Annotated in this window: 6 protein-coding genes; 5 read left to right on the forward strand and 1 reads right to left on the reverse strand. The window is 73.3% G+C overall.

The features are described from left to right. Positions 1 to 344 precede the first annotated feature (344 nt). Both AB0K17_RS30570 and AB0K17_RS30575 read left to right on the forward strand, forming a co-directional pair. Positions 345 to 1,517, forward strand: a complete 1,173-nt coding sequence (locus tag AB0K17_RS30570; RefSeq protein WP_365984996.1) for a mechanosensitive ion channel family protein — start codon at positions 345 to 347, stop codon at positions 1,515 to 1,517. Positions 1,518 to 1,596: 79 nt separating this feature from the next. Beyond that, positions 1,597 to 1,971, forward strand: a complete 375-nt coding sequence (locus AB0K17_RS30575) for a peptidase inhibitor family I36 protein (RefSeq protein ID WP_365970147.1) — start codon at positions 1,597 to 1,599, stop codon at positions 1,969 to 1,971. A gap of 33 nt (positions 1,972 to 2,004) precedes the next feature. On the opposite strand, the gene AB0K17_RS30580 is transcribed toward AB0K17_RS30575, so the two are convergent. Continuing rightward, positions 2,005 to 3,039, reverse strand: a complete 1,035-nt coding sequence (locus AB0K17_RS30580; protein WP_365970146.1) for a zinc-dependent alcohol dehydrogenase family protein — start codon at positions 3,037 to 3,039, stop codon at positions 2,005 to 2,007. A 215-nt stretch (positions 3,040 to 3,254) separates the two neighbouring features. Here AB0K17_RS30580 and AB0K17_RS30585 point away from each other — a divergent pair, with 215 nt between their 5' ends. The 3 genes from AB0K17_RS30585 to AB0K17_RS30595 are packed head-to-tail and all read left to right on the forward strand — an operon-like array spanning position 3,255 to position 6,139. Next, positions 3,255 to 3,479, forward strand: a complete 225-nt coding sequence (locus AB0K17_RS30585) for a ferredoxin (RefSeq protein WP_365970144.1) — start codon at positions 3,255 to 3,257, stop codon at positions 3,477 to 3,479. Continuing rightward, on the forward strand, positions 3,469 to 4,863 hold the full coding sequence (locus tag AB0K17_RS30590; RefSeq protein WP_365984997.1) for an FAD/NAD(P)-binding oxidoreductase: 1,395 nt from the start codon (positions 3,469 to 3,471) through the stop codon (positions 4,861 to 4,863). Before AB0K17_RS30585 ends, AB0K17_RS30590 begins: the two co-directional genes overlap by 11 nt. A 37-nt stretch (positions 4,864 to 4,900) precedes the next feature. Continuing rightward, positions 4,901 to 6,139, forward strand: coding sequence for a cytochrome P450 (locus AB0K17_RS30595; protein ID WP_365984998.1), 1,239 nt, complete (start codon positions 4,901 to 4,903; stop codon positions 6,137 to 6,139). Positions 6,140 to 6,271: the final 132 nt, after the last annotated feature.

Here is a 6,271-nt window from a genome sequence, read left to right on the forward strand (position 1 = left end):
CCCCGCGCCCCTGACGGGGCGCTGCACCAGCCACGGCGCCCCGTCAGGGGCGCGGGGAACTGCGCGACAAGCCACGACGCACCCGCAGACGGGATGCCGTGTCACGCCCACGCGGCGGCAACCGCAGAACGACACCGCCCCGCGCCCCTTCGGGGCGCCCCTAGTCGGACACTCCTTCGAGCGGCGCGAGGACCGTGGTGCAGGATGTCTGACGCACCGTGACCTCCGGGGTCCGGCGCATCGGTGATCCCTGGCTACAGGCAGGTACATGTGACGAACAACTCCTCCGGGTCCGTGCCGCACGGCGCCCCCGCCCCCCTCCGCCCGGAACGGGGGCGGCGCCGGTGACCCGGGATGTGACTTTGCACGACGCCGTCGTCGCGGGCATCGCGGTGGCCGCAGGCCTGCTGGCGGCCCTCGTCCTGAAGGTCGTGCTGCGCTGGCTCGCCGAGCGGGCCCTGCGCACCAAGTGGATCGGCGACGACATCATCGTCGACGTGCTGCGCACGGTGGCGCCCTTCTCCGCGGTGGCCGCCGGCGTGGCGTCGGGAGCGGCGGCCCTGCCGCTGAACCACTCCGTCGGGCACACGCTCAACGAGGTGCTGGAGACCCTGGTCATCCTGGTCGCCTCCATCGCCGTCGCCCGGGTGACGGGCGAACTGGTGCAGACCGTGGCGCAGTCCCGGTCGGGCGTCGCCGGATCGGCCACGATCTTCGTCAACATCACGCGCATCGTGGTGTTCGCGATGGGCTTCCTCATCGTCCTGCAGACCCTGGGCATATCCATCGCCCCCCTGCTCACCGCCCTCGGCGTCGGCGGTCTCGCCATCGCCCTGGCCCTGAAGGACACCCTCGCCAACCTCTTCGCCGGCGTCCACATCCTGGTCTCCAAGACGGTCCAGCCCGGCGACTACATCCGCCTCACCAGCGGTGAGGAGGGCTACGTCGTCGACATCAACTGGCGCAACACCGTCGTCAAGCAGATCTCGAACAACCTGGTCATCATTCCCAACGGCAAGCTCGCCGGCACGAACATGACCAACTTCAGCCGCCCCGAGCAGAAGCTGTCGGTCAGTGTGCAGGTCGGCGTCGCCTACGACAGTGACCTGGACGAGGTCGAGCGCATCACCATCGAGGTCGCCGAGGGCGTGATGAAGGACATCGCCGGCGCAGTGCCCGACCACGAACCGGCCGTCCGCTTCCACACCTTCGGCGACAACCGGATCGGTTTCTCGGTGATCCTGGGCGTCGGCGAGTTCAGCGACAAATGGCGCATCAAGCACGAGTTCATCAAGCGCCTGCATCAGCGCTACCGCGCCGAGGGCATTCGCATCCCCGTCCCCGAACGCACCGTCTCCCTGCGCCAGGGCGACCTGCAGCAGGGCGACCTGCACCAGGGCGGCCGCGCCACCTCCGTCCCGCACCCGCGTGCGTGCCAGGACCCCGCCGTGGATGCCGCCGCGGACGTCGCCTTCGACGACCGTCGAAGCCCCTCGAATCCCTCACGCAGCGTGTGAAGAATCTCGCTGTGCGTGGCCACGGCGTCGCCTTCCGGCCACGCACAGCGACTTCCTCCACCGCGAGAAGGGACACCCCATGACCAGCAACCGCCCCACCCGTACCCGCTCCTGGGCCCTGATGGCCGCGCTCTGCCTGGCCGCCCTGGTGCTGCCGGCGTCCAACGCCTCCGCCGCGCCCGACCTGGCGCCCTCCTGCCCGGGCGGCTCCGTGTGCTTCTTCTCTGGCACCGACTATCACGGCACCAGCTGGGAGTGGACGGCCGCCAGCGGCTACCGCGACATGCCACCGGCGCTGCACGACAACGTCGGCTCCTTCGTGGCGAGCACCGAGGCGTGCTTCATCAACTGGGACCCCAAGGAGACCCGCCAGGTCAACAACGGCGACTGGCGCCGCGCCTACGGGAGCGACTTCGGCGGCCGGATCGACGGCGTCAACGGGGGCCGGTGCTGAGAAGGGCCGTGACGGCGCGGGCCGTCCGCGGGGTCAGGGCCGGATGAGCACCTTCAGCGCCTCGCGGGCGGCCATCGCACGATAGCCGTCGGGCACCTCTTCCAGGCCGATCGTCCGGTCGAAGACCCGGCCCGGCTCCAGCCGCCCCTCCAGCACGTCCGGCAGGAGCTCCTCGATGTACGCCCGGGCCGGGGCCACCCCGCCGGTCAGCGTGACGTTCCGCATGAAGACGGAGGGGCCCACCGGCGCCTGTTCGTACTGCGGCACGCCGACCCGGCTGACCGTACCGCCGTCCCGGACCACGCCGAAGGCGGTCTCCAGCGACTGCAGGGTGCCGACGCACTCCAGCACCGCATGGGTACCGTCTCCACCGGTCAGCTCCCGCACCCGCGCGATGCCCTCCTCGCCGCGCTCGGGGACCACGTCGGTGGCCCCGAAGTCCCGGCCCAGGTCCGTACGGGTGCGGTGCCGGCCCATCAGCACGATCCGCGGGGCGCCCAGCCGCCGGGAGGCCAGCACCGCCGACAGCCCGACCGCGCCGTCCCCGATCACGGTCACCGCCGTCTGCGGCCCGACACCGGCCCGTACGGCACAGTGATGGCCCGTGGGGAAGACGTCCGAGAGCGTCAGCAGCGACGGCAGCAGCGCGGAGTCCTCCCCGACCGGCACCTTCACCAGGGTGCCCTCGGCCTGCGGCACCCGCACCGCCTCGCCCTGGCAGCCGTCCACGCCGTCCTCCCCCCAGAACCCGCCGTTGCGGCAGGAGGTGTGCAGGCCCTCGGCGCAGAAGTCGCAGGTGTTGTCCGACCACACGAACGGCGCCACCACCACGTCGCCCCGCTTCAGCCCGGTCACCTGCCGCCCGGTCTCCTCCACCACGCCGAGGAACTCGTGCCCGATCCGGTCGCCCTCCTCGGTGCGCGGCCGGGATCCGTAGGGCCACAGATCACTGCCGCAGATGCACGAGCGCAGTACGCGCACCAGCGCGTCCGTGGCGTCCCTGAGCACCGGATCGGGCACGTCCTCCACCCGTACGTCCCCCGCGCCATAGATGACAGTCGCTCGCATGACGGGACCTTTCGTGGACCGATGTGCTCCCGCCATCGTCACCCGCCCGCCCGCGCCCGGCCTGCTGCCGTTCCCCCGGTCGGCCCAACGCCGCCGGTTGCCCGCCGCCGCCTCCACCAGCGGCTGCGCCGGCCGGAGGCCGGGTGCCGCCTCGCGTGCCCGGGCCCGCCCGGGCACCCTCGGAAGCGGGTGACGTCGAAGGAGGACGGGCCGAAATGAAGCTTGTCGTCGACCTGAACCGCTGCCAGGCCTTCGCCCAGTGCGTCTTCCTGGCCCCCCAGGTGTTCACGCTGCACGGCGAGGAGACGCTGCTGTACGAGCCGCGCTTCGACGCCGCCCACCGCGACGACGTCCTGCGGGCCGCTGCCGCCTGCCCCGTCCAGGCCATCCTCGTCGACCGCCTCGACGATCCCGGGGCGGGAGACACCGATGGCCGCTGAGCACGCCGCACGCACACCGGTGAAGAACGGCCGCATCGTGATCGTCGGCGCCTCGCTCGCCGGCCTGCGCGCCGCCGAACACCTGCGCGACGAGGGCTTCGCCGGCCCCCTCACCCTCATCGGCGACGAACCCCACGAGCCCTACGACCGGCCGCCGCTGTCCAAACAGGTGCTCCTCGGCCGGGCGGCACCCGAGGACACCGGCCTGCCCCGGCGCCGCGCCGTCGACGCCGCATGGCGCCTGGGCACCGCCGCCACCGGCCTCGACCGCGACGGACGGCGGGTCCTGCTCGCGGACGGCGACGCCGTCCCCTACGACCGCCTGCTCATCGCCACCGGTGTACGCGCCCGGCCCTGGCCGCAGGAGAACGAGGCCGCCCTGGACGGGGTGTGCCTGCTGCGCACCCGCGACGACACCGCCCGGCTCGCCCGGCGACTGGCCGCCCGCCCGCGCCGCGTCCTGGTCGTCGGCGCCGGCTTCACCGGCTCGGAGATCGCCTCCGCCTGCCGGCACCGCGGCATCGAGGTCACCGTCGCCGAACGCGGCCCCGCACCCCTGGTCGGCGCCCTCGGTGGAGTGATCGGAGCCGTCGCGGCCGACCTGCAGCGCACCCACGGCGTCGACCTGCGCTGTTCGGTCACCGTCACCGCGCTGGAGGGCGACCCCGCCGGCCGGCTGCGCCGCGCCCACCTCTCCGACGGCACGGTCCTGGACGTCGACGTCGCCGTGGTGGCCCTGGGCTCGATCCGCAACACCGCCTGGCTGGAGGGCTCCGGCCTGGCCGCCGGCCCCCGCGGCATCGCCTGCGACGCGGGATGCCGGGCCTTCGACGTCCACGGCATCGTCACCGACGACGTCTTCGCCGCGGGCGACGTGGCCCGCACCCCGCACCCGCTGTTCGGCTACCAGTTCCTGTCGCTGGAGCACTGGGGCAACGCGGTGGCACAGGCGGAGACCGCCGCACACAACATGATCAGCCCCGGCCCGGCCCGCCGCCCGCACCTGTGGATGCCCGCCTTCTGGTCGGCCCAGTTCGGAGTGAACATCAAGTCGGTGGGCGTCCCCTCCATGGCCGACGAGGTGATCGTCACCCAGGGCTCCCTGGCCGAACGCCGCTTCGTGGCCGCCTACGGCCACCAGGGGCGCATCATCGCCGCGGCCGCCTTCGACCAGGCGAAGTGGATGGGCTTCTACGCGGACCTCATCGAGCGGGCCGCCCCCTTCCCGCCGGCGTTCCCCACCGTCGACCGCCGCCCCGAGGGACTGCACCCCGTGCCCGCCGCCTTCCCCGACCCCGCCCTGCCCAGCCACGGCCCCACGGTCACCCTCACCGGCCACTCGCCCAGCGAACGCCGCGTGCACTTCACCCCCGCCCGGGCCTGACCGGCCGACGTCCGCCCGCCCCGAGGAGATACGACCCGTGCCGTCCAGCAGCCCGGTCCAGCGGATCACCGACCCCGCCCACCGCGCCGACCCCTACCCCCTCTACGCCGAACTCCGCCGCACCCCCGTCGTCCGCGACGACAGCGGCATCCACCTGGTCACCACCTACTGGGAGATCCGGCAGCTGCTCGGCGACCCGCGCATCAGCTCCGACGCCCGCAACCTCGCACCCGGGGCGAAGAGCCTGCTCGCCTCCGACGAGGACAACCCCGCCCTGCCACCGTCCTTCATCCGCCTCGACCCGCCCGAACACGACCGGCTGCGCCGCCTGGCCACCCGCCCCTTCGGCCCGCCCCACAGCCCCCGCCGCATCCACGACATGCGCGGCGAACTGGCCCGCACCGTCACGGACCTGATCGACGGCCTCGACGGGCGCGGCGAATTCGACGTCGTCGACGACGTCGCCTACCCCTTCCCGGTCGCCGTGATCTGCCGGCTGCTCGGCGTCCCCAGGGAGGACGAGCCGCACTTCCGCCGCATGGTCGACGTCGTCGTCGCCGGCATCGACCCCGGCGAGGACGATCCCGAACGCCGCCGCACGATCCAGCAGGGCCGCCTCGAACTGGGCCAGTACATGGCGGAGCTGATCGACAAGCACCGCCGGGCCCCCGGCGACGACATGCTCTCCGCCCTCGCCACCGACGAGGGGCCCGAGGGCAGCCTGTCCACGATCGAACAGATCAGCACCTCCGTACTCCTGCTCATCGCCGGCCACGAGACCACCGTCAACCTCATCACCAACGGGATGCTCACCCTCCTGCGCCACCCCGAGGCACTGGCACGCCTGCGCCAGGACCCGCAGACGGCGCCCGCCGTCGTCGAGGAACTGCTGCGCTACGAGCCTCCCGTGCAGCTCCTGCCCCAGCGCACCACCCTCGACGACATCGACATCGCCGGCACCGTCATCCCCAAGGGCGCGCCCGTGTGGCTGCTGCTCGCCTCCGGCAACCGGGACCCGCACCGCTTCACGGATCCCGACCGCTTCGACCCCGCCCGCACCGACATTCAGCACCTGGGCTTCGGCTTCGGCGTGCACCACTGCTTCGGGGCACCGCTGGCCCGGCTGGAGGCCCAGCTGGCCCTGACCGAACTCGCCCGCCGCCTGCGCGCCCCGCGCCTGATCGCCGACCCGCCCCCGTACCGCCCCAGCCCCGTCCTGCGCGGCCCCCGCCATCTGCGGGTGGCCTTCGACGGCCTGGACCACGGCGCCCCGTAGGGGCGCGGGGCGGTGTCGATGTGCGGCTGCCGCCGCGTGGGCGCGACAAGCCCCGACGTGCCCGCAGATCGCGGGACCCCTGGGTGGCGTGTCGGCTGCGGGCCGTCGCCGGCTGATCGCGCCCACGCGGCG

The organism is Streptomyces sp. NPDC049585, assembly GCF_040675615.1.
In the GTDB taxonomy this organism is placed as follows: Bacteria; Actinomycetota; Actinomycetes; order Streptomycetales; family Streptomycetaceae; genus Streptomyces; species Streptomyces luteosporeus.

Bases quoted from the DNA above. Each gene is read 5' to 3' on its own strand.
- AB0K17_RS30575 (WP_365970147.1), top strand. From the start codon at position 1,597: ATGACCAGCAACCGCCCCACCCGTACCCGCTCCTGGGCCCTGATGGCC.
- AB0K17_RS30580 (WP_365970146.1), bottom strand. From the start codon at position 3,039: ATGCGAGCGACTGTCATCTATGGCGCGGGGGACGTACGGGTGGAGGAC.
- AB0K17_RS30590 (WP_365984997.1), top strand. From the start codon at position 3,469: ATGGCCGCTGAGCACGCCGCACGCACACCGGTGAAGAACGGCCGCATC.
- AB0K17_RS30585 (WP_365970144.1), top strand. From the start codon at position 3,255: ATGAAGCTTGTCGTCGACCTGAACCGCTGCCAGGCCTTCGCCCAGTGC.